Raw genomic sequence first — 24,900 nt, 5'->3', positions numbered from 1 at the left:
CGGAGCCGGCGGATACGCTCGCCGGGTGGATCCGAAGCCCAGCGCCCGCGTGCGCTCCCGTACCGGAACGGCCCTCCTCGGGGCCATCGCACTGACCGCGCTGCTCGCGGGGTGCACGGCGACCGGGACGCCGTCGCCGTCCGAGGCGCCCCCCGCGACGACGCCGGTGCCGACCGCGAGCGACATGCCGCCGGCATCCGACGGACCCGGCGCGGCCGTCGCCGATCGCCCGCTCGAGGCGATCGATGCATACGCCCTGTGCCGCGCGCAGACCTACGCGTTCTACCCCGGAGACTTCGCACTGCTCGAGTACGCGCCGTTCGACGAGGCATCCGTGCTGCTCCGTGGTGACGGGCTGTGGTTCGTCTACATCGAGGTCGACGACGGCAATCGATCGGCCGACCTGGTCGAATCCGGGGCGAGCAACTGCATCGTCGGCGGCACGATCGGCGAGCCCCAGTGGGAGGTCTTCGGTGTCGTCACCCGGGGCGACGACGCCGTCGACGACTACGACGCGCCGCTGCCGAGCGCGTGACGAACGAGCGCGCGGTGTCGCGGCTCAGGTGGGCACGCCCGGCGCGGGCGCGGTCGGACCGAGCCAGTACGACGGCGCCGGCAGCTCGACGCCGCCGCTCGCCGCGACGATGACGATGAACGCGTAGATCGCGACGCCGATGGCGAGCGCGCCGAGCACCGTCGCGAGCGGCACCGCCCATGACACGCGCACTCCGGCTCGCCGGTAGCGCGCGGGCGCCATCCACGCGACCCACATCGCGGCGGCGCCGAAACCGGCGATCCACACCGTGCGCAACGCCTGGCCCTCGAGCGGCGCGAACAGCGCGATGCCGAGCGCGCCGGCGCCGAGCAGCACGGCGGCCCACGCGAACAGCCGACCCATGCCGAGCCCGCCCACGTCGTACTGGTCGCCGAACCACGGCGTCGGCGCCTGGCCGGTGGGGCCGGTCGCGTCGCTCACGCCGTCGTGCTCGTCGTGGTCGTCGGGCTCGCGTCGGGCGGGATCGGTCATGTGGTCGATCGTACGGGCGCGGGATGCCGCGGTGCCCGCCACGGGCGACTCCCTGCTCGGCTGGGGTCGCTTCGCGGGCCGATGCGCAACCCGGGTGACGCCCCGGCCGTGTCAGGGCAGGATGGGGACCCGGGGACGACGACGAGGAGGGCATCCATGCCGAAGCGGATCTGCGTCACTGGCGCGTCAGGGCTCGCAGGGCGGGCGGTGGTGGCCGACCTGCTGGAGCACGGGTACGAGGTGCTCGCGACCGACGTCACGCCGCCGTCGCCGAAGCTGCCGGCCCGATGGTCGCGGCCCGACCTCGTGTACACGCAGGCCGACCTCACCGACTTCGGCGACACGGTCGAGGTGCTGCAGGACGTCGACGCGGTCGCCCACCTCGCCGCCATCCCGGCGCCGACGATCTTCACGCCCGCGCGCACGCTCAACGTCAACAACGCCATCAACTCGAACGTCTTCCTCGCGGCGGCCAAGGTCGGCCTCGAGAAGGTCGTGTGGGCCTCGAGCGAGACCACGCTGGGGCTCGACTTCGGCCCCGACGGGCTGCCCGACTACCTGCCGCTCGACGAGGACCACTACCCCAAGCCGAACTCGACGTACTCGCTGTCGAAGGTGCTCGGCGAGACGATGGCCGAGCACGTGGCCGACTGGACCGGCATCCCGTTCGTCGCGCTGCGCTTCTCGAACGTCATCGATCCGGAGCGGTACGACGAGTTCGCGGCGTTCGAGGACGACCCGCGGTCGCGGCTGTTCAACGCGTTCGGCTACATCGACGTGCGGGATGCCGCGCAGTCGGTCCGTCGCGCGCTCGAGGCCGACGTCGACGGAGCGCGCGCCTACGTCATCGCGAACGCCGACACCGTGATGAGCCGGCCGACGCGCGACCTGGTCGAGGAGTTCTTCCCGGGCGTCTCGCTGAAGCGCGACTTCGAGGGCACCGAGTCGCTGTTCTCGATCGAGCGGGCGCGTGACGAGCTCGGCTTCGAGCCGGAGCACGGCTGGCGGGAGGGGCGCTCGTGACCGCGCGCTCGGTCGGCTGCAAGATCCGGTTGGATGTCGACCAGCCCGTGCGCCTGGCGTTCCAGGTCGCGGTGGCGAGCGACGTCGAGGCGGTCGAGCGCCTCGAGTTCCGCACCGACGGCCGCCCGATCGATCCGACGGAACTGACGGATGCCGCGGGCAACCGCCTGCACGTCGTCGATGCGCCGGCCGGCTCGCTCGAGTGCTCGTACACGGCCGAGGTGCCGGGGCGCGCGCGCGAGGCATCCGTCAACGCGGCCGACCTGCTGACGTACCTGCGACCGAGTCGCTACGCCGAGTCGGATCGCCTGGCCGCGACGGCGGCCGCCGAGTTCGGGGGCGTCGAGGGCGTCGACCGGCTCGCGGCCGTCTCGTCGTGGGTCGGCACCCGGCTGTCGTACGTGCCGGGTTCGAGCAGTCCGACGGATGGCGCGGTGCAGACGCTCCTCGCCCGTCAGGGCGTGTGCCGCGACTACGCCCACCTCGTGGTCGCGCTCCTGCGCGCCCTCGACGTGCCGGCGCGGCTCGCGGCGGTGTATGCGCCGGGCCTGGATCCGATGGACTTCCACGCCGTCGCCGAGGCCTGGGTCGAGGGGGCGTGGCACGTCGTGGACGCGACGACGCTCGCGCCCCGGGACACGCTGGTGCGGATCGCGACGGGGCGCGACGCGGCCGACACCGCGTTCCTCTCGGCGTACGGCGGCGCGATCCGTCTCGAGTCGGTGGAGGTCAGCGCGGTGGCCGACGAGCTGCCGGACGATGACGTGCGGCGGCTCGTGCGACTCGGCTGATGCGTGGGCTCAGCCGGCTGCGCCGGTCGAGCTCGGCATGAGCAGTGCCGGGAGCACGGAGATCCCGACGATCGCGAGCGCGCCGACACCGAGCCACACGGCGGCGATCGCGGCCGTCGACGGCCGTTCTCCCGCACGGCGGGCGCGGCTGCGCGCGACGAGGCCGAGGGTCGACGTGAAGACCGCGAGCGCCGCGAGCAGCGCGGAGCCGAGCGACTCGCGGTAGGGCGTCGCGAACGCGAGGATCACGGCGGTGAGGCCCAGGACGAGTGCGGCGGACCCGACCGTGCGGCCGGAGGACGCCGAGGGGTCGCCGACGCGCAGGCGGTCCTCGCCCGACTCGTGCGACTCGGCTGCCGACATGGTGATCCCCCGGGGTGCTCGCGTGACGACGCCGCGGGCCGGGAGATCCGGCACGTCGTCGTCCCGGCTCGCGGTGATGCTCACGACATCCTCCCGCGATGCACGGGCGTGCCACGCCGGTTTCCGCCGCCTGGCGGTCTCGATCCGGTCACGACGGTCTCGATCCGGTCACGACGGTCTCGCCCGCATCACGAGTCGAGGTGCGTCTCCGGTTCAGCCGGCGCTCAGGTCGATGTCATCGACAGGTGTTGATCAGGGGTCATCCGCGCGTCGTCGCGTGCTCCCCCGTCCGTTCCGGTCAGGCGCGGACGAGGCCCAGGTCGAGCAGGCTCTGCGCCGAGGCGAGGATCGCCTCCTCGCGGGACCGCGGCGTCCAGCCGAGCATGCGCGTGGCCTTCCCGTGCGACGCGTCGCCACGTCGGCCGAGTTCGCTCGCCATCAGTCGGAGCTCGCGGCTGAAGGGCGCGCCCGCCTTGACGACCCAGTCGGGGATGACCCGGGTCGGCGCGCGCCGGGCCCGCTCGCCGAGCCGGTCGCGCAGGAACCGCGAGAGGTCGAGGTAGGTGATCGCATCGCCCGAGACCGCGAGGAAGCGCTCGCCCGCCGCATCCGGGTGGCGCATGGCGAGCACGTGCAGGTCGGCCACGTCGCGCACGTCCACGGCGCTGACCGTGCCGTTGGGCACGACGGGGTAGCCGCCGTCGAGCAGCTGCCGGAGCAGTTCGAGCGAGGTCGAGAGGTCGGTGCCGATGGCCGGGCCGAAGATCCCGACCGGGTTCACGGTGGCCAGCTCGAGCCCGCCGCCCTCCCGGTCGATGAACTGCCACGCCGCATGCTCGGCGAGGGTCTTCGACCTGATGTACGGAGTGACCCCCGGCCCGTCAGGGTCCGTCCAGTCCTCCTCGGTGTACGCGCGGCCGGGGTTCGGGCGGCCGTATCCGATCGCGGCGAACGACGAGGTCTGCACGACGCGCCGGACCCCTGCGTCGCGTGCGGCGCTGAGCACACGGAGCACGCCCTCGCGGGCGGGCGCGATGAGCTCGTCCTCGTCCTTCGGCTGGCGCACCGGGAACGGCGAGGCGACGTGCAGCACGTGCGTGACGCCGGCGACCGCGTCCGGCCACCCCGCGTCGTCGAGCAGGTCGGCGGCCACGACCTCGACGCCGTCCGGGTCCGCGCCGCCCAGCCGGACCAGCTCGCGCAGGTCGTCGGCGCGCGCGAGGTCGCGCACCGTCGTCCGCACGCGCGTGCCGTCGGCCAGGAGCCGGATGATGCAGCTGACCCCGACGAAGCCCGTGCCGCCGGTGACCAGGATCGTTCCCTCGTCCATGCGCACCTCCCGCGTCGGACCCTACTCCCCTCCGCGACCGCCGGGGCCACCCGAGGCCGCCGACCGGATCTCGCGCCTCATGCCGGGGTGGTGGCCGCGCGGCCGGTGACCGCTGACCAGGCCGACCTGCTCCGGGAGTGTGGATGCGCGATCCTTGCGATCGGTGGCATCCTTGCCACGGCGGGCACGCGCAGGTCGCGCGGCCCGCATTCGGGAGGTGCGGGTGATGTCGCGGTCGAACCACCGGGTCGCGGTGCTCGTGCTCGAGGGTGCGAAGCCGCTCGACGTCGGGATCCCGGCGCAGACCTTCACGACGCGCGCGAGCATGCCGTACGAGGTGCGGGTGTGCGGCGCGCGCCCCGGCCCCGTCACCGGCGGCGACGGGCTCTCGTACCACGTGGCCGATGGGCTCGAGGCGTTCGAGTGGGCCCAGACGATCTTCATCCCCGGTTACCGGCACCCCGACCGCGAGGACCCGCCCGCCGCGGTCGTCGACGCGCTGCGCGCCGCGCACGCGCGCGGGGCACGGCTCGCCGCGATCTCGACGGGCGCGTTCGCACTCGCCGCGACCGGGCTGCTCGACGGGCGCCGGGCCACGACGCACTGGCACTACACGCGGGCGCTGCAGGCGAGGCATCCGCTCGTCAGGGTCGACGAGAACGTGCTGTTCGTCGACGAGGGGCAGGTGCTGACGTCGGCGGGCGCGGCATCCGGCATCGACCTCTGCCTGCACCTCGTGCGACGCGACCACGGCGTCGCGGTCTCGAACCACGCCGCCCGCCGGCTCGTCGCCGCGCCCTACCGGAGCGGCGGCCAGGCGCAGTACGTGCCGCGCGCGCTGCCCGAACCGCTCGGCGAGGTGTTCGCGGCGACCCGCCAGTGGGCGATGGAGCACGTGCAGGATCCGCTGACGCTCGCCGACCTGGCGCGGAACGCGAACGTGTCGCCGCGGACGTTCTCACGACGGTTCGTCGAGGACACTGGCTACACGCCGATGCAGTGGATCCTGCGCGCCCGCATCGACCTCGCCCGCGAGCTGCTCGAGCGCACCGACCTCGGAGTCGAGCAGGTCGCCGATCGGGTCGGCCTCGGCACGGGTGCGAACCTGCGGCTGCACTTCCACCGCATCCTCGGCACGTCGCCCACCGAGTACCGGCACACGTTCTCGGCGTGAACGCGGGGTGAAGGGCGTCAGCCGCGGTCCGCGGGCGCGCGGCTGCGCGCGCGATCGTCCGGGGTGATGCGGATGCCGCCGGTCGCCGTCCGGGTCGCCTGCAGCGGCGACGTGCGCGTCGCCTCGCGCGCGTACGCCGCGCGACGACGGGCCTTCAGTGCGGCCGGGATGCTCGCGATCGCGTCGGAGATGCGCGCGATGAGGATGCCGATGACGGCACCGAGCGTATTGGCGACGAGGTCGCGCGGGTCGGAGATGCGGTCGGCCATCGGGATCTGGGCGACCTCGATGAGCAGGGCGAACCCTGCGCTCATCACGGCCGGCACGATCGCGGGCGCCCCGCGGAGCGCGAAGGCGAGCAGCGCGCCGAACGGCACGAACAGCAGCACGTTGAGCTCGAACTCGGTCTGCGAGCCGATCGTCCACGTGTCGGAGTCGAACCAGATGCGGGGATCGAGGATCCCGCGCGTGGCCTGGTTGCCGGATACGGCGCCGGGCGCCGGGCCGAGCGTGACCCACATCATGACGACGGCGTACGCGAAGAGCAGCACGGCGGCGGTTCGTGAGGGGCGCATCCCTCGATCGTCGCGAGCCAACCTTTGTCCCTCCTGTGCGTCGGGTGGGAGCCGGATCGGCCTCTTGGCGAGATCCTTTCGCATGCTGTCGCTCCAGCCACTGCCGCGGCATCCGTCCCACCATCATGCTGGATCACGCAACAGAGGAAAGGACCCTGACGTCATGACCCGCATCGCCGTCAACGGATTCGGCCGCATCGGCCGCAACGTCGTCCGCGCGCTCATCGAGCGCGACGCCGACTTCGAACTGGTCGCCGTGAACGACCTCACCGAGCCCGCGGCGCTGGCGCGCCTGCTGAAGTACGACACCGTCGGCGGCCGCTTCGGCCGCCCCGTCGAGGTGGACGGCGACGTCCTCGTCATCGACGGGCACCGCGTGAAGGTGCTCGCCGAGCGCGACCCCGCGAAGCTGCCCTGGGGCGAGCTCGGCGTCGACCTCGTCCTCGAGTCGACCGGCCGGTTCACCGACGCGGAGGCCGCGAAGGCCCACCTCGAGGCGGGCGCGAAGAAGGTGCTCGTGAGCGCCCCGTCGAAGGGTGCGGACGTCACGCTCGCCTACGGCGTGAACACGGACGCCTACGACCCGGCGTCGCACACGATCGTCTCGAACGCGTCGTGCACCACGAACGCGCTCGCACCGCTCGCGAAGGTCCTCGACGACCTCGCCGGCATCGAGCACGGCTTCATGACCACGATCCACGCGTACACGCAGGACCAGAACCTGCAGGACGCCCCGCACTCCGATGCGCGACGCGCTCGCGCCGCCGCCGAGAACATCGTGCCGAGCTCGACCGGTGCCGCGAAGGCCATCGGCCTCGTCCTGCCGGGCCTCGACGGCAAGCTGAACGGCGACTCGATGCGCGTGCCGGTGCCGGTCGGCTCGATCGTCGAGCTCAACGCGACCGTGTCGAAGGACGTCACCCGCGACGAGGTGCTCGCCGCCTACCGCGGCGCCGCCGAGGGCCCGCTGAAGGGCGTGCTCGAGTACTCCGAGGAGCCGCTCGTCTCGAGCGACATCGTCGGAAACCCCCACTCGTCGATCTTCGACGCCGAGCTGACCCGAGTGGACGGCAAGCACGTCAAGGTCGTCGCCTGGTACGACAACGAGTGGGGCTTCTCGAACCGCGTCATCGACTCGCTCGGGCTGCTCGCCGCGGCCTGATCGCACCGACTCCGGTCGGCTCGGGGGGCGGTACCCGGGCCGATCGGCCAAGACATCGCGTCGGCGGGGGAGTGGAGCCCCCGCCGACGCGATTCACATGCCGGGCGCCGTCGCGGGCTCAGCTGTACTGCGAGTGGTGCGGCGAGAAGTCGATGCGCTCGACCTCCTCGAGCACGCGGTTCGCACGCTCGGCCGCGCGGCTGGCGAACTCGGCCGCGTCGCGAGCCTGGGCGGACCTGGTCGTCGCCGCCGCGGCGCCGATCTCGTCGAGGATCCCGCCGATGACGGACGCGAGGCCGTGCTCGAGCTCGCTCAGGTTGGTGCCGCCGATGAGGAGACGGCGGTCGGCGGGGCGCAGCGTGACGTGCGCGTACCCCGCCTTGGCGAGGGCGGTGTCGACCTCGGGGGCCACGAGCAGCTCGAGCTCCTGCGGCAGCGGTCGACGCGTGAAGACCGCCGTGACGGTGTAGCGCTCGGGTGCGTCGACGGTGCCCAGCTCGGGCGGCAGCTCGGTGACGAGGATGCGGTCGACCGCGAACGAGTCCGACTCCTTCGCGGTCTGGCTCGGCGGAGGAGGGGTGGTCTGGGAGTTCGCGTTCATCTTCGGAGCGTAGGCCTCGAACATGTACTCCCTCACAGTTTCGCGGCGCGTGCGCGGAGCTCATCGGCGGGCTCGTTCAGGGTGAAACTGAGAGTTCCTCTGGACTTCGGGGCGGCCCCGGAAAGCGGACGTAGCCTGAAGGAAAGGCAGGACCGGCAGGCGCCGGATGGCGACGAGAGTAGTCCCGCCGGCGCACCGTCGGTGCGGGGAAGCAGGTCGTCATGACCGGAATCATCGAGGTCGCGACCAGGACCGCCGGACGGCGCCCGGCTCAGACCAACAGCGACTTCACGGATCTCGCGCGGCTCGTCAAGGCCGCCGGGCTCATGCGGCGGCGCTACGGCTACTACTGGACCAAGCTCATCGCCGTGCCGCTCTCGTTCGCCGCAGCCATCGCCGTCTTCATCTGGATCGGCGACACCTGGTGGCAGATGTTCACCGCCGCCGGATTCGCGGTGCTGTTCACGCAGACCGCGTTCCTCGGCCACGACGCCGCGCACCGCCAGATCTTCCGCTCGGGCCGATGGAACGACTGGATCAGCCTCATCATCGGCGACCTGTTCGTCGGCATGAGCTACGGCTGGTGGCAGCACAAGCACACCCGTCACCACGCCTCGCCGAACCAGATCGACGCCGACCCCGACATCGACCTGCCCGTCGTCGCGGTGACCCCCGAGCGCGCCGCGCGTGCCCGCACGCCCGTGATGCGGTGGATCATGTCGCACCAGGGCGTGTTCTTCTTCCCGATCCTGCTGCTCGAGGGGCTGTCACTGCACGCGTCGAGCATCCGCCGCGTGGTCGTGCGCGACCCCGTCGCACGACGCCCCGTCGAGATCGCCTTCCTCGCCGTCCGCATCCTCGGCTACGTGACGCTCGTGTTCCTGGTGCTCTCGCCCGGCGTCGCGGCCGCGTTCCTCGCCGTGCAGCTCGGCCTCTTCGGCGTGTACATGGGAATGTCGTTCGCACCGAACCACAAGGGCATGCCCATCGTCCCCAAGGGGCTCCGGCTCGACTTCCTGCGCCGCCAGGTCCTGATGAGCCGCAACATCCGCGGAAGCCGGTTCATCGACGTCCTCATGGGCGGACTGAACTACCAGATCGAGCACCACCTGTTCCCGTCGATGCCGCGGCCGCACCTGCGACGCGCGGCGCCGATGATCGAGGAGTACTGCCACGACCGCGGCGTGCGATACACGGTGACCGGGCTCTGGGAGAGCTATGGGATCGTGCTGCGCTACATCAACCGCGTGGGCCTCGGCGAACGCGACCCGTTCGCGTGCCCGCTGGTGGAGCAGCGGGCGAGTCTCACGGCCTGACGGCCCGCCCGCGGTTCGGTTCCACTGGGTCGAACGAGCTGCCTCCGGACGTGTGTCGATTCCGGGGCGCCTCGTTCGACGTCCAGAATGAGAGGCACCTCCGCCTCGCACGAACCGAGCAAAGGACGACCCATGCGCACCCTCATCGTGACCGAGTTCATCACCCTCGACGGCGTCATCGACTCCCCAGGAAGCGGCGACCACCCGCGCGCCGGCTGGACCTTCAAGGAGGTCCCGTTCGTCGAGGAGGCGTACGAGATCAAGGGCCGTGAGCAGCTCGAGGCGGGCGCCATGCTCATGGGCCGGGTCAGCTACGACGAGTTCGCGCCCATCTGGCCGACGATGACCGAGGACTTCGCCGAGTACAACGCCATGCCGAAGTACGTGGTCTCCTCGACGCTGACCGATCCCGAGTGGGAGGGCACCACCGTGCTCCGCTCGCTCGACGAGGTGGCGGCGCTCAAGGAGGGCGACGGCGATCCGATCATCGTGCACGGCAGCGCGACGCTCGCGAAGGGCCTCGCGGCCGCCGGCCTCGTCGATCGGTACCACCTGCTCGTGTTCCCGGTCGTGCTCGGCGACGGCAAGCGGCTCTTCGACGGCAACGAGCAGGGCACCCTGAAGCTCGTCGAGCACGAGGCCTACTCGAACGGCGTGGTCAAGAACGTCTTCGACGTCGTCCGGTGAGCGAGCGGATGCCGCCGGCCCCGCCAGGATCGGCCTCGGTGCTCGCGCAGGCCTGAGCGGGCGCTGGGCATCGCGGATTCCGGGAACAGTGCGCCCGAGGCATCCGTTGGCCACACCATGACCACTCTCGGAATCATCGGAGCAGGACACATCGGCAGCCAGGTCGCCCGCGCGGCGCTGGCCAATGGACACCAGGTGGTGATCGCCAACTCGCGCGGGCCGGAGACGCTCGAGGCGCTCATCGAGGAACTGGGCCCGCGGGCCCGCGCGGCGACCGCCGCCGAGGCCGCCGGGGCAGGAGAGGTCGTCGTCGTGACGGTGCCGTTCCGGGCGTACGGGGCGATCCCCGTCGAGCCGCTCGCGGGCAAGGTCGTCATCGACACGAACAACTACTACTGGGAGCGCGACGGACGCGTCCCGGCGCTCGACGAGGGCCGCGCCACGGTCTCCGGCATGCTGCAGGAGCACCTGCCCGAGAGCCGCGTCGCGAAGGGCTTCAACCACATCCGGGCTGCGGAGATCACCTCCGACGGCCGCCCCGCCGGGGACCCGCAGCGCCGCGCGCTCGCGACCGCGAGCGACTTCGAGGAGGCCGCGGCCGTGGTCGCGCACCTGTACGACGAGTTCGGCTTCGACACCGTGAACGTCGGGCCCCTCGAGGAGAGCTGGCGCGTCGAGCGAGACCAGCCGGCGTACGGCGTGCCGCAGACGCGCGAGGAGCTCGTCGCGAACGTCGCCCGCGCGGAGCGGCCTGCCGCTGCAGCCTGACGCCTGCCGCCCGCCTGCGGTCCGGGTGCGCGTGCCGCGCGCATCCGGACAGCGGGCCGGGAGGGCGGCGTGCGAGGCGCCCGCGCCCATCCCCGGGTCGTGCGATGCGGGCCGAGGGCCGACCGGACGGCGCCCCGACCGTTGCAGAAGGTGACGGCGACACGTCCACCTTCGACTTTGCGGTGACGCCGGGACGCGGTATCTTCCTCTCCACCGGTTGACGACGACGTCATGATCGCTCCGACGACCGAAATGAGGAGACCATGATCTACGAAGACCGGGACCGATTGAAGCGAGCCCTGCAGGCCAGCGCCGAGGGCACGCATCGTCAGGTCGAACTCGATGAGGCGGCGCGTGAGTGCGCCGAGGCCCTGCTCACGGGCTCGATCGACCTGGCGCAGGTCCATGCGAAGCGGTACTCCGACCTGAAGGGCGAGCCCGCCGCAGCGCCGGCCGGAGCCTGACGCCGGAGCCCGGCAGTGCCGTGCGCGAAAACCGCGCGAAACGCGCCGGGTGCATACTGATCCCGAGCACCGGGCCCGACTTCCCCCGACCGGGACCCCGGCTGGGAGGAGACCCGGCATGAACCGATCCGTGCGCTTCGACGACATCCGCGCCCTGCTCGTGTGCCATGTCGACAACGCCGGCATCTCGCGCGTGAAGGTGCTTCCGCACCGGAAGCTGCTGTCGGCGAGCACGCACGGCGTCACGATCTCGAACAGCGCCGGCGTGCTGTTCTCGGTCGACGACCACCTGAATGCGACGGCCGACGTCGACCCGGTGGTGGGCGACCTGCGCGGCATCGCCGACACGTCGTCGATGGCCATGCTCGACCGCGAGGCGCGGCTCGCATGGGCCCCCGCCGACCTGTTCTCGCTCGACGGGTCGCCGCACCCCACGTGCCAGCGCACCGCGCTGCGGCGCGTCGTCGACGACGCCGAGGACGCCCGGCTGACCTTCGTCGTCGGGTTCGAGCTCGAGTGCACGGTGTTCCGCCCGTCGCCCGTCGAGGGCGAGCCGCCCGTGCCGGCGACGACCGGTCCGGCCTACTCGACCCGCGCACTGCTCGAGATCGAGTCGTTCGCGTTCGCGGCGCTCGAGGCGCTCGACGTGGCCGGGGTGCCCGTCGACCAGATGCATCCCGAGTTCGGAACCGGCCAGCTCGAGTTCGCGTTCGCCCCGCGCGACCCGCTCGCCGCGGTCGACGACCTCGCCCTGGCGCGCGTGGTGCTCACCCGCGTCGCGCAACGCCACGGACTCATGGTGTCGTTCGGCCCGGTGCCGATCGTGGGCGGTTCGACGAACGGATGCCACGTGCACCTGTCGGCGCGACGCGACGGGCGCAACGTCTTCGCCGACCCGAAGGCCAAGTTCGGCGTCACGCCCGTCGGCGCGAACATGATCGCCGGCATCCTGGACCGCCTCGAGGAGGGCGTGGCACTGCTCGGCGGCAGCGTGCTCTCGTTCCACCGGCTGCGCCCGCACGCGTGGGCGGGCGCCGACGTCTGCTGGGGCGAGGGCAACCGCGAGGCGGCGATCCGCTTCGTGCCCGGGCAGGCGGGCATGGGCGCCGAGCAGTCCAACATCGAGGTCAAGCCGGTGGACGGCGCGGCGAACCCGTACCTCGCGGTCGCCGCGATCATCGCGGCCGCGGTCGACGGTGTCGCGCGCGACGCGACGCCCCCGAAGCCGGTGCGGGTGGACCCCTCGACGCTCACGGCCGCGCAGCGGCGCACCGCCGGCATCCGCCCGCTGCCCGCCGACCTCGGCTCGGCGCTGCACCGGCTCGAGTCGAGCGAGTTCTACCGCGGCGTCTTCGGCGACGTGCTGGTCGACGCGTACGTCGCGGTGCGCCAGCACGAGTGGGAGGCGTACGGCGAGCACGTGCCGGAGGACGTCGCCGAGCTCGTGCGCTGGAAGTACTGAGCCTCGGCCTTACCGCGTCGGGCGCGTCGTGGCGGCTCCGAAGAGTCGCGCGATCGCCGCCAGCAGGCCGCCCTCGCGGGCGGGTCTGGGTTCGCCATGCAGGTGCACGGGGCCCATGAAGGCCATCGCACCAGACCACCCGGGGTCGGCCCACGGGTCGGCCCCGCCGTGCTGGTGCGTCCGGGGGATGCTCGTCGCAGCGTTCATGAAGTCCTCCTCGACCTGTCGTCGTCGACCGTCGGATCGCGCCGACGCTGCCCGACCATTCTCCTCCTCTCGGCGCCCGACCGCGCGGGGATTGCGCGGAACGCCGCGGACGGGGCCGCGCCGCGGACCGCGCCGCGGCCTTGCCGGGTGTCGGCCGGTCCGGCGAGCATGGGCGCATGGATGCCACCTCCGAGCCCGGGCGCACGCCGGCCGACCCGCCCGAGGCGATCTCGCCGCAGCGGTTCCACGACGCCGAGGGCGTCGACGACTGGCGGGTGCTCTACTGGGGTGCGCACGCGTTCTTCCGGGCGGCGTCCTATGCGGCGGGCGCCGCGTTCGTCGCCGCGATGACCGCACGCGACGAGGTCGCCCGGCACGAGCCCGACGTCGACCTCCGCCGCGAGGGCGTCGCCGTGAAGCTCATCAGCCGCGACGTCCGCGACCTGAGCACGCGCGACGTCGAGGTCGCCCGGCTGATCTCGGCCGTCGCTCGCGAGCACGGCCTGGTCGCGGATGCCTCGGTGCTGCAGGTCGTGCAGACCGCCGTGGCGTCGCCCGAGGGGGCCGACGTGACGGCGTTCTGGACGAGCGTGCTCGGCTACGTGCGCCCGAACGAGACGCACCTCGTCGACCCGCTGCGGCGAGGCTCCTCGGTGTTCCTGCAGCCGACCGACGCCGTCGGCCCGCAGCGCGGGCGCATGCACGTCGACGTGTGCGTGCCGCACGACCAGGTGCACGCGCGCATCGAGGCGGCGCTCGCCGCCGGCGGCCGCATCGCCGACGACTCGTTCGCGCCCGAGTGGTGGACCCTCGCCGACGCCGAGAACCACAAGATCGACGTCACGACGTGGTGGGGGCGGGAGTCGACGCGACTCGAGGAGGAGCGCCCGCGGTAGTCCCGGCGGTCGTGCGGGCGCCCGCCCGGTCGGCCTAGGCGAGCGCGAACACGATATCGCCGTCGGCATCGACCGCGACCGTGGGGCAGAACCCGCCCGTGCCGAAGGTGAACGAGGGCACGATCGGCTGCAGCGACCGCTCGACCTGATCGGCGATCCAGTCCTCGAGTCGCCAGAACTGGCCGAACGACACCACCGTGCCGAGCACCTCCGTCAGCACGTCGAAGTCGACGTTCGCGTGCAGGTCCTCCGCCGTGATCGAGAGCGTCGCCGTCTCGTCCGCCTGGTTGCAGCTCATCGCGAAGCGCAGCGTGAAGTCGATGTCGATCTCCGGATCCGCGAGCACGGGCACGTCGGCCTCCAGGTCGATGTCGACGTGCAGGCGTTCCGCGTCGAGGAACGTCGCCTCGACCCACGCAGGGCTGTGGTACTCGCCCCAGTGGGCGGCGCTGCCATGGATCGCGTGGCCGACGAGGGATTCGACCCGGCTGACGACGTCGTCGTTGGGGATGCGGAACGGCGGCTGGTGGTTCGCCGTCTCGAAGGCCTGCCACTTCGGGTCTGCGCGCAGCTCGCCGTGCCAGATCGTGTGCTGGGGCTGGTGGCCGTCGCCGTCGTCGATCCAGAGGCAGGATGCCGCGGTCTCGCCGAACACGCGACTGAACACCTCGGTCCCGTTCACGAGCAGGCCGAGCTCGGCGATGCCGACCGCGTCGGTGCCCTCCTTGGCGAGCGTCAGCATCGAGATGTCCGACAGCTGGCCGATCGCGCCCTGGTCGAGGTCGTACGTGAACTCCCGGTCGCGGCCGAAGTCGTCGCGCCATCCGAACGGCCCGGCGCCCTCCCAGCGCGGACCGTAGTCGAGCCACCTCCGGTTGCCGTTCGGCGAGAAGGTCCGCAGCGGCGAGGTCAGGCGCGCCTCGACGGGGTCGGTGGTGCCGGCGTTCGCGACATCGGCCGTGCGCACGCGCAACTGCACCCGCCACACGCCGACGGGGTCGACCGCGCGCGTGTAGCCGCCCGCGCGGTCGTCGAGGCCGGTGGTGACGATGCCCTGGTCGTTCTCCGACCGTACGCGGTAGCAGTACAGGGTGTCGTCGTCGAGTCCGTCGTCGACATGGGTGGTCCAGCCGGTGAGGTCGTCGAACTCGGCGACCTGATCCCAGGGCCCGGCCTCGCGCTGGCGCAGCAGCACGTTCCGGGAGGCCGAGGTCGTCGGGTTCTTCCAGGTCACGGTGAGCGAATCCGACGCCCGGGCGGTGACGCGGATGGTCTTCACGCGATCGGGCGGGCCGGCCCAGGTGGGGTCTCCGACCGGGGGATCGAACGTCGGCGGGGCGAGGACGTCACCGAGGTGCGCCCCGATCCGGCCGCTGCCGACGGAGATGCGTCGGCGCAGTTGCACCACGCCCTGGTCGCCCCGGCGCGTCTCGTCGACGGCGCGGCGGAGTTCGTCGACCTCCGCTCGTGATGCGCGCAGGGCCTCCGGCGGCGCGGTGTCCTCCAGTTCGCGGATCGCGGTCTCGAGGGTCGCGATCGGCCCGCGTTCGAGTCCGAGCAGTGCGGCCTCGTCGAAGGCCTTGCGCGCGGCATCCGCCTCGGCCTGCGCGGCGACGGCATCGCCGCGTTCGGCACGGAGCACGGCGTCGCGGTAGTGCCGCTCCGCCTCGCCGAGCACGTCGGGCGCGTGGAAGCGGTCGCGCTCGCTGTACATCGCGCCCACCCTCCGTCGGGAGACGTCGGCGAGCAGGTCGGCGGATCGACTCGCGCGGGCCTCGGCCTCGGAGAGCGCCGCGACCGCCCTCTCGATGCTCGCGTCGCGTTCGGCGTCGGGCGCGGCGACCGCCGACCGCCAGGCGGCCATCGCCTCGTCGAACGCGCGTGGCGCGTACGTCGGGATGTCGGCTCGGCGTGCCCTCGCGAACGCTGCGGCGAGCCCGCCCAGGTCGGTCGGCGGGCGTCGTCGCCCTCGATCGCTGCCGGCCGTCGTGGATGTCTCGGTGTCGGTCATCAGACCCAACTTCCCTGTGTCGGCGCAGACCCGCTGGTCTCTCGCATCAGCGACTCCAGGCTCGGCCAGTCTGGTCGCTGCGCGTCGGCCTGTCGAGGGGCGACGGGTCGCATGGCACGGATGACGGCCCGCGGGCCGTTCGACCCGCGTCCGCCGGGGTCGGGCGCCTAGGGTGGCGAGAGACGCGGAGGAGGCTCGTGATGATCCGGAAGCGTGAGTCCGACGACGACGCGCAGACCGAGGCGGAGGTCGAGGCGGAGGCGGAAGCGGAGGCCGAGGAGGTCTGGGACGACGAGGGCGGAGCGGACGGTTCAGCGGAGCCGCAGGCCGGGACGGAGTCCGCGGCGGAGGCCGAGACCGAGACCGGAGCCGAGTCCGAGGCCGAGTCCGTCGACCGGGCCAAGCGGTGGACCGACGAACGCGCTGGGCACTGGCACGGCGCGTCGTCGTCGTCGACGACCCAGGATCGCGCCGACACGGAGTGACCGGACCGACGCCGTGGGACGCTCGGCCGTAGCCGCAGGCCGTCGACGGCGTTACCCTCCTCCCGTGGCCCACCTCCACGAGGCATCCGCTGCCCGCCGGATCGACCGCGCCGACCTCGACGCGGCCCGGAACTCCGCGCTCGTGCGCCGCATCCGCGAGTCGGTCATCGGCGACGACCAGGTCGTGCCGGGACCGTACGGGCCGCGCCGGGTGACCTACGCCGACTACACGGCATCGGGTCGGGCGCTGAGCTTCATCGAGGACTTCATCCGCGACGAGGTGCTGCCGCGCTACGCGAACACGCACACCGAGTCGAGCGGCACCGGGCTGCAGACGACGCGGCTCCGCGAGGATGCGCGCGCGACGATCCGCGACGCCGTCGGCGGCGACGACGACACGGTCGTGATCTTCACGGGGGCCGGCTCGACGGGCGCGATCGACAAGCTCATCGGGATGCTGGGGCTGCGCGTGCCATCCGCCCTCGACGACCGGTACCACTTCGCCGCGTCGATCCCGCCGGAGGAGCGGCCGGTCGTGTTCATCGGCCCGTTCGAGCACCACTCGAACGAGCTGCCGTGGCGCGAGTCGATCGCCGACGTCGTGACGATCCCGCAGGACCCCGACGGCCGCATCGACCGGCGCGTGCTCGAGGCCGAGCTCGTGCGGCACGTCGACCGGCCGCTGAAGATCGGCTCGTTCTCGGCGGCGAGCAACGTGACCGGCATCGTGAGCGACACCGCGGGCATCTCGGCGCTGCTGCACGAGTACGGCGCGCTGTCGTTCTGGGACTTCGCGGCGGCCGCGCCCTACGTCGACATCGAGATGACGCACGGCGACCCCGCGATGGCGCTCGCGACCGGGAAGTACAAGGACGCGATCTTCCTCAGCCCCCACAAGTTCATCGGCGGGCCGTCGACGCCCGGCGTGCTGATCATGCGTCGCGGACTCGCGACGAACCGGGTGCCGGACGTCCCGGGCGGCGGCACCGTCGCGTTCGTCAACCCGACCGAGCACGAGTACCTCGCCGATGTCGCGCACCGCGAGGAGGGCGGCACGCCCGCGATCGTCGAGTCGATCCGCGCCGGCCTCGTGTTCGGCCTGAAGGACGCGGTCGGCGTGCCGACGATCCGGGCACTCGAGGAGGACTTCCTGCGCCGCGCGATCGCCGCCTGGCACGACGAGCCCGCGATCGAGGTGCTCGGCAACCTCGGGGCCGAACGCCTGTCGATCGTGTCGTTCGTCGTGCGCGCCCCGAGCGGGAGGTACCTGCACCACAACTTCGTGGTCGCGCTGCTGAACGACCTGTTCGGCATCCAGTCGAGGGGCGGATGCTCCTGCGCGGGCCCCTACGGACACGACCTGCTCGGCATCGACATCGAGCGGTCGCACGAGTTCGAGCGCGAGATCGCCCGCGGCTGCGAGGGCATCAAGCCGGGCTGGGTGCGCATCAACTTCAACTACTTCATCTCGGAGGGCGTGTTCGACTACCTCGTCGAGGCGGTGAAGCTCGTCGCGCGCGACGGCTGGCGGATGCTGCCCGACTACACGTTCGACCCCACGAGCGGCATCTGGCACCACCGGCGCGGGCCGTCCGAGCCGCCGCTGCGTCTCTCCCAGGTGTCGTACGACGCCGACGGCCGGCTCGTGTACCCACACCACGAGGACCGCGCGCCCGAGTCCGCGCTCGCCGGGTACCTGGCCGAGGCCGAGCGGGTGTTCGCGGCGGGGCCTGTCGGGGTCGGGTCATCCGCCGCAGCCACCGCGGGCGACGAGACGACGGATGCCGCGCCCGCGCGCCTCTCGGACGACTTCGAGCACCTCCGCTGGTTCGACCTGCCGGCGGTGTGCCTCACGGAGTGACGGCCGCGCGACGCCCGTGATCGAGCACGTCGTGCCCGGCGCGCGCGGGTCGTGGCATCCGTTTCGCATCGCCCGGTACTTCGGTACTTCGGTACTTCGGTACTTCGGTACCGGGTTCGCGCGCGGAACAGGTCGGCGGCGACGCCGAGCGCCGAGCGCCGAGCGCCCGGGCGAACCGCTAGTCGGCCGCGCTCGCCCGCTTCTCGACCTCGCGCGCGTAGTCGGGCACCGAGTTCGTCCACTGGCGCGGCGGGCGCTCGTAGCCCGTCGACGGCGGGCGGTCGGGGATCTCGATCGGCACCTGCGGCACGGGCTCCCACGGCACCTTCGAGAGGATGTGGGCCATCACGTTGATGCGCGAGCGGCGCTTGTCGTCGCTCTCGATCTCGTACCAGGGGGCCTCGGCGATGTCGGTGTGGAGGAACATCGTGTCCTTGGCGCGCGAGTAGTCCTCCCACTTCGTGATCGAGCTGAGGTCGGTGGGGCTGAGCTTCCAGCGTCGCATCGGGTCCTCCAGGCGCGAGCGGAACCGCTCCTCCTGCACGACGTCGGACACGCTGAACCAGTACTTCAGCAGGATGATGCCGTCCTCCACGAGCATCCGCTCGAAGATCGGCGCCTGGTGCAGGAAGCGCTGGTACTCCTCGTTCGTGCAGTACCCCATGACGCGTTCCACGCCGGCGCGGTTGTACCAAGAGCGGTCCATGAGCACGATCTCGCCTGCGGCCGGCAGGTGCGGCACGTACCGCTGGAAGTACCAGCGCGTCTTGTCGCGCTCGCTCGGGGCCGGCAGCGCGACGATGCGCGTGACGCGCGGGTTCATGTACTCCGACACGCGCTTGATCGCGGAGCCCTTGCCCGCGGCATCCCGCCCCTCGAAGATCACCACGACGCGCGCGCCCGACTGCTGCACCCACTTCTGCATCTCGACGAGCCGCGCCTGCAGGTCCGTGAGTTCCTGCGTGTACAGCGGCTTCGGCATCCTCTTGCCCATTCGCGCACCCCTGCACCGAAGCCTAGGGCGGATGCCGCGCCAGGGCGCCGCACTGCGGCGCGGCGCGCTGCCGTGCGGGTGGGGTGGTCCACCGAGCCCGCCCCTCCGGCCTGCCTGCTGAGCCCGCCCGCGCGGCTCAGCGGGTTGCCGCTTTGGTCGGGAACGGTCGCCGCGTTCCCGGCGGAATCGGCAATCCGGTGTGGTGGGGGGTCGGAGGCGCGGGTGCGGGGTGCGCGTCGCGCGGCGCGGCAGGAGTACGCTCGCGCCTAGCGGCTGCGATACGGCGGATGGCGCGTCCCGGCCGCGGCGAGGAGGCGGAGATGACGGTCCCCGAGATCAACTACTGGGCGGTGCTGCTGGCGACCCTGTCAAGCATGCTCGTCGGCACGATCTGGTACGCCCGCGGGGTGTTCGGCACCCGCTGGTCGAAGCTCGCCGGGGTCGACATGGACCGGCCGGGCTCGAGCGCCGTCGGCCCGATCGTGGTGACCGTGCTCGTCAGCTTCGTGACGGCGTGGGTGCTCGCGGGCGCCTCGACGATCGCGTGGCACTTCTACGGCGGCAGCTACCTGATCGCCGCGCTCTTCACGGCGATCATCCTCTGGGCGGGCTTCACCGCGGCGCGCGTCATCACGCACGACGCGTTCGAGGGGCGCCCATCGTCGCTGACGATCCTCAACATCGCGCACGAGCTCGTGACGGTCGTCGTGATGGCGATCATCATCGGCGTGTGGCCGCCGGCCGGCACCGTCTGAGCAGGGCCCGCGCTCTCGGCGAAGGCTCGGCGGGCCGACCCTAGGATCGAGGCATGGCCGGGTTCTGGGGCAAGCGCAAGCGCGAGGAGCAGCAGCAACTCGAGGCGCTCGACGCCGACCTCGCGATCCGGGCACGAGCCGCGCTGGTCGCCGCCGACGAGCGCATCCGCGTCACGACCGACGAGCTCGGCTTCGCCGAGGCCGAGCTGGGAGCCGAGTCCACCGAACCGCTGCGCGAGGCGCTGACCGCGGTGCGCACCCACCTGGCCGAGGCGTTCCGGCTGCACCAGCTCAACCACGACCACATCCCCGACACTGCCGAGGAGCTGCGCACGCGCAACGCTCGGATCGTGCAGCTGTGCGATTGGGCGGAGGAGGTCCTCGACGATCGGACCTCCGACCTCGCCGAGCGGATCGCCCGGGCGCGGCGCGCCCCGGAGATCATCGCCGGCATCCGCGTCGACATCGACCGCCTGCGCGCGCGCATCCCGCACGCTCGCGAGACCGTCGACCGGCTCGCCGTGCGGTACGCGCCCGAGGCGCTCGCCCAGGTCGACGCGAACCCCGCCGAGGCCGACCAGCTGCTCGGCTTCGCCGAGCACGGCGTGGGCGTCGCCGAGCGCCGACGCGAGGCCGGGCAGCGCGAGCAGGCGAACCTCGCGCTCGAGGCATCCGCCGAATCGGTTCGTCGCGCGACGACCCTGCTCGACGCGGTCGAGACGTTCGAGGTCGAGGCGCTGCGCGCCGAGTCGACGCTCGCGGCGATCGTCGAGGACTCGCGCGGCGACCTCGTCGTCGCGCTCAAGGAGCCGCACTCGCCGGGCGTCGCGCAGGCGATCGCCGACCTGCAGGCGGCGCTCGCGAGCCTGCCGCCCGCGGGCGTCAACACCGACCCGTTCACGCACCTCGACCGGTTGCGCGAGGCGAACTCCGGGCTGGATGCCGCGATCGCCGCGGCGCGCGAACGGGCGGCGCGCCCGATCCCGCCGCTCGAGCACGTGCGCCACGCCATCGACGATGCCGACCGGCAGCTCGCCGTGACGCGCGACGTCATCGCAGGCCACCGCGGCTGGATCGGCGCCGACGCCCGCACCCGGCTGGCCGAGGCCGAGCGCACCCGGCAGGACCTCGACCGCTACCTCGGCGAGCCCGCGGCGACCGCCATCGTCATCGGCGACGACCACCGCGAGCACGCGATGGCGATCGCCCGACGTGCCGCGGCCCTCGCCGGCGAGGCGCTGCACCTGGCGCGGCGCGACATTGACTCGTCGCGGCCGCAGGATCCCGGACAGTGGGGCGGGCCCGGCGGCGGGCCGGGCTGGGGCGGCGGGCGCCGCGGTGGGGGATCCGACGTGATGGGCGGCATCCTCGGCGGGCTCGTGATCGGCAGCATCCTCGACGGGATCTTCGACTGACGCGTACCGGGGCGCCGCGCCGGGTCGCCGCGCCGTGGCTCGCCTCCCGCTCGGTCGCGGGCGGTGCATCCTGCGCGCTGCGGCCCCCGGCCTCGCCGCCCGACCCGCCATGGCGCCTGTCAGGCGGCGCTCGTAGAATTCAGGCATGGCCGGGTTCTGGGCCAGGCGCAGGCGGGGTGCGCCCGAACTTCAGGTCCACGACGCCGACGCAGGGTTGGCGACGCGGGTCGGCTCCGCCCTGGTCGCCGCCGACGATCACCTCCGCGCCGCCGCCGACGAACTCGGCTTCGCCGAGGCGGAACTCGGGTTCGACGCGACCCTGCAACCCGCCGAGGTGCTCGCGGTCGCCCGCCGGCAGCTGAGCGAGGCGTTCCGCCTCAACCGGCGCAACCACGAGGCTGACGCAGGATCCGCCGACGAGGTGCGCGCGCGGTACTTGCGCGTCGTCGACCTGTGCGAGGCCGTCGAGCGCGTGCTGGACGAGCAGGCCGCAGACCTGGCAGAGCGGATGTCGCGGGCGCGACGAGCCCCCGACCTCATCGCCGGCGTGCGCGCCGACATCCTGCGCCTGCGGGCGCGCATCCCGTACGCCCGGACCACGATCGACCGGCTCGGGGCGCGCTACGCGCGCGCCGCGCTCGCCGACATCGAGGCGAACCCCGCGGACGCCGCCCAGCTGCTCGCCTTCGCCGAGCACGGTGTCGGCGTGGCCGAACGCCGGCGCGAGGCCGGTCGGCGAGACCACGCGGACGTCGCGCTCGAGGCATCCGCTCGGGCCGTTCGTCGCGCGGCGGCGCTGCTCGACGCCGTGGAGACCTTCGAGGTGGAGGCGCTGCGCGCCGAGGCCACGCTGGCCGCGCTCGCGGACGAGTGCCGCCGGGACCTCGCCGCCGCGCTCGGGGCGCCGCGCTCGCCGGCCGCTGCCGACGCGATCGCCGAGTTGCAGTCGGCGCTCGCCACCCTCCCCGTGGCCGGCGTGAACACCGACCCGATCGCGCACCGGCAGCGGCTCCGCGCGGCGCGGAACGCGCTCGACAGGGCGCTCGCGGCGACTCGCGAGCGCGCGACGCGCGAACCGTCGTCGGTTCCTCCCGTGGTGCACGTGCGCCACGCGGTCAGGGACGCCGACCGCCGCCTCGACGTCGCCCGCGATGCCGTCGCCGGCCACCCCGGCTGCATCGGCGCCGAGGCCCTGGCGCGGCTCGCCGAGTCGGAGCGCATCCGGGTCGACCTCGGCCACTACCTCGGCAGCGCCGCGGCGGAGACGACGGTCGCGACCGCCGACCTGACGCACCGGGCGCACGTGATCGCGCTGGCCCGGCGCGCCGCGGCGCTCGCGAGCGAGTCGCTCGCGCTCGCCCGCCAGGACATCGGCGCGTTCCGCGCGCAGCGCCTCGGCGCGTAGGCCGGCCCGGCCCGGCCCGTGCCGCCCTCGAGGTCGATTTCTGCGCTGGAGTGCCGTTTCGAATCGACCTCGAACGCAGAAGCCGACCGTGGATGCAGCGCACTCCGCGCGGGAAGGTCGATCAGTGGTCGGGCGACTCCGTGCCATCCGCCGTCCGCAGGAAGGTCAGGACGGCGAGCACGCGGCGGTGGATGCTCTCGTCCTCGCCGAGGCCGAGCTTGTTGAACAGGTTCGTCACGTGCTTCTCGACCGTCCGTTTCGCGGTGGATGACGCGGGGCTGGTGCTGTCCGACGCCGAGGCGCCGTACGAGAGCGACGCCGTGCTGTTCACGGACTTCACGTGGACGCGCGTGTTGTAGCGGGCGGCGGTACGGAGGCGGGTCGCTCGGGCGGCCCGCCTCCGGCGCTGCGCGTGTGGCGAAGCGCGGTGGCGCGGAAGCACGTAGCCGCCGCCGCGTTCTGGCTCTCATGCGGCCGACCTGGACGCGGGCAGCGCGAAGCGCGCGCGGCCGCCGAGTCGTGGCACGCGATCGGGGTCGACGTGGGGTGGAGGGATGAACCACACCTCGGTTCGGGTCGCGCGGATGCCCCACCCCTCACGGTGGACGCGGTTGTGGCAGAAGGAGCAGAGCATGACCCCGTTGGCGAGATCGGTCGGGCCGGCGTCGCGTTTCCACCACCTGATGTGGTGGGCGTCGACGTAGGCGATGTTCTGGCCGCAGGAGGCGCAGCCGCCGTCGCGTTCGGCGAGTGCGAGCCGTTGGGCCCGGCTGAACAGCCGAGCGGAGCGGCCGAGGTCGAGCGGCTCGCCGTCGCCACCGAGCACCATCGGGATGATCTCGGCGTCGGCGGACATGCGACGGGCTGTGGTCGCCGAAATCGGGTGCTCGATGCCGTCGATGCGCGCGGCACCGAGCCCGTCGATGAGGGTCGCGTGGTCGAGGCGCACCACGACCGTGGTCTTGGTGAGCGGAGCGAGGGTCTGCTCGCATCCCAGGCTGTGGCGCGCGATTGCAGCGAGTGCATCGGCCTGGATCTGGGGGATCGAGCGCTGATCGTCGATGACGGCGGCTCGAACCGGAGCCTCGGGATCCCGTCGGCGCAGCGCATCGCGCACAAGCGACTCGACCGCTGCCTTGATCGGCGCCGCGGTCTCGGGATCGAGCCGAGCGTGCAGGTGAACCATGCCGGCCGCGTCTTCGCGCATCGTGAGCGATCGTTCGCCGCGCAGCCGCTCTTCACGGGGCTCGACGCCATCGCGGTCGAGCCTCGTCTCGGCTTCACGGACGCCCCGCATGAGCAGGTCGAGCGGCACCCGCGCAGCGAGTTCGACCAGGGCCGCCTCGACGGTGTCGGCGAGCTCCGGGTCGGCGCGCCTGCCCACCCGCTCGAGCATCGAGGTGATCGCCGACGCCGCGTCGAGGCCGATCGCGGCCGACTCGAGGGCCGACGCGACGTGCGGATGCCGCGACGGCAGCCGTTCACCGCTGAACGTCTGCCGCTCGGCCGTGGAGGTGCCGACCGCGATGAGCTTCGCCGCGTCGCTCCGCGACGCTCCGGTCGACGCGGCGATCAGTCGCACCGGGTTGTGGAAGCCGTGGGCTCTGGCCAAGCTCGCTTCGCCTAACTCGGTGCTCGATCGCTTCGAGACCTCGGCGGCGACTCGAGCGAGCAGTGCGTCGGCGTCGCGGCGGACCCGCGCGAGCGCGTCGGTCACCCGGACCAGCCCGGCGTCGCTCATCTCGGCGATCTCGGCCTGCGTCGTACCCTCGATTGCCCCAGACAGCGCCCCGCCGTCGGTCGTCCCGAACGGCGGCATCGCGCCTATCCACGCCGTGCGCAACGCCTCGACGTCTCGGTCGAGTGCGCTGAGCGGCGATTCCATGTCTCGATTCTGCAGGCACCCACTGACATCCGCCGGCCATCGAAAGCACGGCTGACCGGGGAAAACGCCTGTGCATCGATGCGGCCGCAACCGCGCTGTGGAGGACGAGTCGTCGTGCGTGACGGTGTCGCCCGCCGCAACCGCGACGGATGACGCAGGCCCGCTCTGGTCATGCCCGGTTCACGAGTCGCAGCTGTCGATTCCTGGCCGACCGCCCGTCAACGCCCTTCGTCGAGCGGGGTA

General features: G+C 72.6%; 26 protein-coding genes. 16 read left to right on the top strand and 10 right to left on the bottom strand.

Annotated features, from left to right (window positions below):
- The first annotated feature begins 25 nt into the window (after positions 1-25).
- Positions 26-535, top strand: a complete 510-nt coding sequence (locus ACFVHK_RS07465; RefSeq protein WP_376928247.1) for a hypothetical protein — start codon at positions 26-28, stop codon at positions 533-535.
- A 24-nt stretch (positions 536-559) separates the two neighbouring features.
- Here the strand turns inward: ACFVHK_RS07465 and ACFVHK_RS07460 are convergent, their stop codons facing one another.
- The gene (locus ACFVHK_RS07460) at positions 560-1,027 is read right to left on the bottom strand and encodes a hypothetical protein (protein ID WP_129233384.1); all 468 of its coding nucleotides are present in this window, start codon (positions 1,025-1,027) and stop codon (positions 560-562) included.
- Between the two features lie 156 nt (positions 1,028-1,183).
- Here ACFVHK_RS07460 and ACFVHK_RS07455 point away from each other — a divergent pair, with 156 nt between their 5' ends.
- Positions 1,184-2,050 (top strand): NAD-dependent epimerase/dehydratase family protein, encoded by an 867-nt coding sequence (locus tag ACFVHK_RS07455; protein WP_376928246.1) that lies wholly within the window; start codon positions 1,184-1,186, stop codon positions 2,048-2,050.
- On the top strand, positions 2,047-2,841 hold the full coding sequence (locus ACFVHK_RS07450) for a transglutaminase-like domain-containing protein (protein WP_376928245.1): 795 nt from the start codon (positions 2,047-2,049) through the stop codon (positions 2,839-2,841). The genes ACFVHK_RS07455 and ACFVHK_RS07450 overlap by 4 nt, the downstream gene beginning before the upstream one ends.
- 9 nt (positions 2,842-2,850) lie before the next feature.
- On the opposite strand, the gene ACFVHK_RS07445 is transcribed toward ACFVHK_RS07450, so the two are convergent.
- A complete protein-coding gene (locus tag ACFVHK_RS07445) occupies positions 2,851-3,288 on the bottom strand; it encodes a hypothetical protein (protein WP_376928244.1) in 438 nt (145 codons plus the stop codon).
- A 214-nt stretch (positions 3,289-3,502) separates the two neighbouring features.
- The gene (locus ACFVHK_RS07440) at positions 3,503-4,534 is read right to left on the bottom strand and encodes an SDR family oxidoreductase (RefSeq protein WP_376928243.1); all 1,032 of its coding nucleotides are present in this window, start codon (positions 4,532-4,534) and stop codon (positions 3,503-3,505) included.
- Positions 4,535-4,760: 226 nt separating this feature from the next.
- Between ACFVHK_RS07440 and ACFVHK_RS07435 the strand changes: the two genes are divergently transcribed.
- Positions 4,761-5,708, top strand: a complete 948-nt coding sequence (locus ACFVHK_RS07435) for a GlxA family transcriptional regulator (RefSeq protein ID WP_376928242.1) — start codon at positions 4,761-4,763, stop codon at positions 5,706-5,708.
- A 17-nt stretch (positions 5,709-5,725) separates the two neighbouring features.
- Here the strand turns inward: ACFVHK_RS07435 and ACFVHK_RS07430 are convergent, their stop codons facing one another.
- On the bottom strand, positions 5,726-6,283 hold the full coding sequence (locus ACFVHK_RS07430) for a VanZ family protein (protein WP_376928241.1): 558 nt from the start codon (positions 6,281-6,283) through the stop codon (positions 5,726-5,728).
- A 163-nt stretch (positions 6,284-6,446) separates the two neighbouring features.
- Between ACFVHK_RS07430 and gap the strand changes: the two genes are divergently transcribed.
- Complete coding sequence (gene gap / locus ACFVHK_RS07425) at positions 6,447-7,445, top strand: type I glyceraldehyde-3-phosphate dehydrogenase (protein ID WP_376928240.1); 999 nt, start codon at positions 6,447-6,449, stop codon at positions 7,443-7,445.
- 118 nt (positions 7,446-7,563) lie between these two features.
- Here the strand turns inward: gap and ACFVHK_RS07420 are convergent, their stop codons facing one another.
- Positions 7,564-8,046, bottom strand: a complete 483-nt coding sequence (locus ACFVHK_RS07420; protein WP_376928239.1) for a hypothetical protein — start codon at positions 8,044-8,046, stop codon at positions 7,564-7,566.
- A gap of 221 nt (positions 8,047-8,267) precedes the next feature.
- On the opposite strand from ACFVHK_RS07420, the gene ACFVHK_RS07415 reads away from it, so the two are divergent.
- The 5 genes from ACFVHK_RS07415 (at position 8,268) to ACFVHK_RS07395 (ending at position 12,743) form a co-directional block, all read left to right on the top strand.
- Positions 8,268-9,362 carry a fatty acid desaturase family protein gene (locus tag ACFVHK_RS07415; protein ID WP_376928238.1) on the top strand — a complete coding sequence of 365 codons (1,095 nt, stop codon included), beginning with the start codon at positions 8,268-8,270 and terminating at the stop codon, positions 9,360-9,362.
- A 132-nt stretch (positions 9,363-9,494) separates the two neighbouring features.
- Positions 9,495-10,049, top strand: a complete 555-nt coding sequence (locus ACFVHK_RS07410; RefSeq protein ID WP_376928237.1) for a dihydrofolate reductase family protein — start codon at positions 9,495-9,497, stop codon at positions 10,047-10,049.
- Between the two features lie 117 nt (positions 10,050-10,166).
- Entirely contained in the window at positions 10,167-10,817 is a 651-nt protein-coding gene (locus ACFVHK_RS07405) for an NADPH-dependent F420 reductase (protein WP_376928236.1), read from the top strand.
- 263 nt (positions 10,818-11,080) lie between these two features.
- Positions 11,081-11,281 carry a hypothetical protein gene (locus ACFVHK_RS07400; RefSeq protein ID WP_376928235.1) on the top strand — a complete coding sequence of 67 codons (201 nt, stop codon included), beginning with the start codon at positions 11,081-11,083 and terminating at the stop codon, positions 11,279-11,281.
- 118 nt (positions 11,282-11,399) lie between these two features.
- The gene (locus ACFVHK_RS07395; protein ID WP_376928234.1) at positions 11,400-12,743 is read left to right on the top strand and encodes a hypothetical protein; all 1,344 of its coding nucleotides are present in this window, start codon (positions 11,400-11,402) and stop codon (positions 12,741-12,743) included.
- Between the two features lie 9 nt (positions 12,744-12,752).
- Here ACFVHK_RS07395 and ACFVHK_RS07390 read toward each other — a convergent pair whose 3' ends face one another.
- Entirely contained in the window at positions 12,753-12,950 is a 198-nt protein-coding gene (locus tag ACFVHK_RS07390) for a hypothetical protein (RefSeq protein ID WP_376928233.1), read from the bottom strand.
- Between the two features lie 176 nt (positions 12,951-13,126).
- Between ACFVHK_RS07390 and ACFVHK_RS07385 the strand changes: the two genes are divergently transcribed.
- Complete coding sequence (locus ACFVHK_RS07385; protein WP_376928232.1) at positions 13,127-13,846, top strand: VOC family protein; 720 nt, start codon at positions 13,127-13,129, stop codon at positions 13,844-13,846.
- Positions 13,847-13,880: 34 nt separating this feature from the next.
- Here ACFVHK_RS07385 and ACFVHK_RS07380 read toward each other — a convergent pair whose 3' ends face one another.
- Positions 13,881-15,857: a hypothetical protein gene (locus ACFVHK_RS07380; protein ID WP_376928231.1), complete on the bottom strand. Its 1,977-nt coding sequence runs from the start codon at positions 15,855-15,857 to the stop codon at positions 13,881-13,883.
- 200 nt (positions 15,858-16,057) lie between these two features.
- Between ACFVHK_RS07380 and ACFVHK_RS07375 the strand changes: the two genes are divergently transcribed.
- Positions 16,058-16,342 carry a hypothetical protein gene (locus tag ACFVHK_RS07375; RefSeq protein ID WP_376928230.1) on the top strand — a complete coding sequence of 95 codons (285 nt, stop codon included), beginning with the start codon at positions 16,058-16,060 and terminating at the stop codon, positions 16,340-16,342.
- 64 nt (positions 16,343-16,406) lie between these two features.
- On the top strand, positions 16,407-18,203 hold the full coding sequence (locus tag ACFVHK_RS07370; RefSeq protein ID WP_376928229.1) for an aminotransferase class V-fold PLP-dependent enzyme: 1,797 nt from the start codon (positions 16,407-16,409) through the stop codon (positions 18,201-18,203).
- Positions 18,204-18,381: 178 nt separating this feature from the next.
- On the opposite strand, the gene ppk2 is transcribed toward ACFVHK_RS07370, so the two are convergent.
- Positions 18,382-19,197, bottom strand: a complete 816-nt coding sequence (gene ppk2 / locus ACFVHK_RS07365; protein ID WP_376928228.1) for a polyphosphate kinase 2 — start codon at positions 19,195-19,197, stop codon at positions 18,382-18,384.
- Positions 19,198-19,517: 320 nt separating this feature from the next.
- On the opposite strand from ppk2, the gene ACFVHK_RS07360 reads away from it, so the two are divergent.
- From ACFVHK_RS07360 to ACFVHK_RS07350, 3 genes are all read left to right on the top strand, one after another.
- Positions 19,518-19,952 (top strand): DUF1761 domain-containing protein, encoded by a 435-nt coding sequence (locus tag ACFVHK_RS07360; protein WP_376928227.1) that lies wholly within the window; start codon positions 19,518-19,520, stop codon positions 19,950-19,952.
- A 53-nt stretch (positions 19,953-20,005) separates the two neighbouring features.
- Positions 20,006-21,367: a hypothetical protein gene (locus tag ACFVHK_RS07355; RefSeq protein WP_376928226.1), complete on the top strand. Its 1,362-nt coding sequence runs from the start codon at positions 20,006-20,008 to the stop codon at positions 21,365-21,367.
- Between the two features lie 145 nt (positions 21,368-21,512).
- The gene (locus ACFVHK_RS07350) at positions 21,513-22,772 is read left to right on the top strand and encodes a hypothetical protein (RefSeq protein WP_376928225.1); all 1,260 of its coding nucleotides are present in this window, start codon (positions 21,513-21,515) and stop codon (positions 22,770-22,772) included.
- 121 nt (positions 22,773-22,893) lie between these two features.
- Here the strand turns inward: ACFVHK_RS07350 and ACFVHK_RS07345 are convergent, their stop codons facing one another.
- On the bottom strand, positions 22,894-23,112 hold the full coding sequence (locus tag ACFVHK_RS07345) for a hypothetical protein (RefSeq protein ID WP_376928224.1): 219 nt from the start codon (positions 23,110-23,112) through the stop codon (positions 22,894-22,896).
- A gap of 126 nt (positions 23,113-23,238) precedes the next feature.
- Positions 23,239-24,657 (bottom strand): HNH endonuclease signature motif containing protein, encoded by a 1,419-nt coding sequence (locus tag ACFVHK_RS07340; protein WP_376928223.1) that lies wholly within the window; start codon positions 24,655-24,657, stop codon positions 23,239-23,241.
- Positions 24,658-24,900: the final 243 nt, after the last annotated feature.

It is taken from the genome of Agromyces binzhouensis (assembly GCF_042672355.1).
Taxonomy (GTDB): domain Bacteria; phylum Actinomycetota; class Actinomycetes; order Actinomycetales; family Microbacteriaceae; genus Agromyces; species Agromyces binzhouensis.
This window is presented reverse-complemented; position numbering and strand designations above follow the sequence as displayed.

Coding starts and splice junctions, on each gene's coding strand:
- ACFVHK_RS07420 (WP_376928239.1), bottom strand. CDS start 8,046: ATGAACGCGAACTCCCAGACCACCCCTCCTCCGCCGAGCCAGACCGCG.
- ACFVHK_RS07355 (WP_376928226.1), top strand. CDS start 20,006: ATGGCCGGGTTCTGGGGCAAGCGCAAGCGCGAGGAGCAGCAGCAACTC.
- ACFVHK_RS07460 (WP_129233384.1), bottom strand. CDS start 1,027: ATGACCGATCCCGCCCGACGCGAGCCCGACGACCACGACGAGCACGAC.
- ACFVHK_RS07340 (WP_376928223.1), bottom strand. CDS start 24,657: ATGGAATCGCCGCTCAGCGCACTCGACCGAGACGTCGAGGCGTTGCGC.
- ACFVHK_RS07440 (WP_376928243.1), bottom strand. CDS start 4,534: ATGGACGAGGGAACGATCCTGGTCACCGGCGGCACGGGCTTCGTCGGG.
- ACFVHK_RS07385 (WP_376928232.1), top strand. CDS start 13,127: ATGGATGCCACCTCCGAGCCCGGGCGCACGCCGGCCGACCCGCCCGAG.
- ACFVHK_RS07375 (WP_376928230.1), top strand. CDS start 16,058: ATGATCCGGAAGCGTGAGTCCGACGACGACGCGCAGACCGAGGCGGAG.
- ACFVHK_RS07415 (WP_376928238.1), top strand. CDS start 8,268: ATGACCGGAATCATCGAGGTCGCGACCAGGACCGCCGGACGGCGCCCG.
- ACFVHK_RS07350 (WP_376928225.1), top strand. CDS start 21,513: ATGGCCGGGTTCTGGGCCAGGCGCAGGCGGGGTGCGCCCGAACTTCAG.
- ACFVHK_RS07395 (WP_376928234.1), top strand. CDS start 11,400: ATGAACCGATCCGTGCGCTTCGACGACATCCGCGCCCTGCTCGTGTGC.
- gap (WP_376928240.1), top strand. CDS start 6,447: ATGACCCGCATCGCCGTCAACGGATTCGGCCGCATCGGCCGCAACGTC.
- ppk2 (WP_376928228.1), bottom strand. CDS start 19,197: ATGGGCAAGAGGATGCCGAAGCCGCTGTACACGCAGGAACTCACGGAC.
- ACFVHK_RS07455 (WP_376928246.1), top strand. CDS start 1,184: ATGCCGAAGCGGATCTGCGTCACTGGCGCGTCAGGGCTCGCAGGGCGG.
- ACFVHK_RS07435 (WP_376928242.1), top strand. CDS start 4,761: ATGTCGCGGTCGAACCACCGGGTCGCGGTGCTCGTGCTCGAGGGTGCG.
- ACFVHK_RS07380 (WP_376928231.1), bottom strand. CDS start 15,857: ATGACCGACACCGAGACATCCACGACGGCCGGCAGCGATCGAGGGCGA.
- ACFVHK_RS07410 (WP_376928237.1), top strand. CDS start 9,495: ATGCGCACCCTCATCGTGACCGAGTTCATCACCCTCGACGGCGTCATC.
- ACFVHK_RS07400 (WP_376928235.1), top strand. CDS start 11,081: ATGATCTACGAAGACCGGGACCGATTGAAGCGAGCCCTGCAGGCCAGC.
- ACFVHK_RS07390 (WP_376928233.1), bottom strand. CDS start 12,950: ATGAACGCTGCGACGAGCATCCCCCGGACGCACCAGCACGGCGGGGCC.
- ACFVHK_RS07405 (WP_376928236.1), top strand. CDS start 10,167: ATGACCACTCTCGGAATCATCGGAGCAGGACACATCGGCAGCCAGGTC.
- ACFVHK_RS07430 (WP_376928241.1), bottom strand. CDS start 6,283: ATGCGCCCCTCACGAACCGCCGCCGTGCTGCTCTTCGCGTACGCCGTC.
- ACFVHK_RS07360 (WP_376928227.1), top strand. CDS start 19,518: ATGACGGTCCCCGAGATCAACTACTGGGCGGTGCTGCTGGCGACCCTG.